Below are 230 nucleotides of genomic sequence, written 5' to 3'. Positions count from 1 at the left end.
CGTCGGCCAGAAGGTCATTGCCCGGCTGCGCAAAGACCTGGGCGCCAAGGTGCTGTCTGCGCCCATCGAGCAGCTCGAGCGCTACCGCACCCACCGCCTGATCCCGGTGCTTACCCGCGACGTCGACACCATCAGCGACTTCGCCTTCGCCTTCGCGCCGCTGGCGATCTCACTCACCACCGTGATCGGCTGCATGGCCTACCTGGCCTGGCTGTCGTGGCCGATCTTCC

At 67.0% G+C, this 230-nt stretch carries 1 pseudogene; it reads left to right on the top strand.

Annotated elements, in window-relative coordinates:
• A pseudogene (locus tag SB765_RS34430) lies at window positions 1-230 on the top strand (cyclic peptide transporter); the annotation flags it as partial.

Source organism: Pseudomonas sp. SIMBA_067, from assembly GCF_046534675.1.
Taxonomy (GTDB): Bacteria; Pseudomonadota; Gammaproteobacteria; order Pseudomonadales; family Pseudomonadaceae; genus Aquipseudomonas; species Aquipseudomonas putida.
Note: the sequence above shows the minus strand (reverse complement) of the source record. Positions and strands in the feature narration are given on the sequence as shown.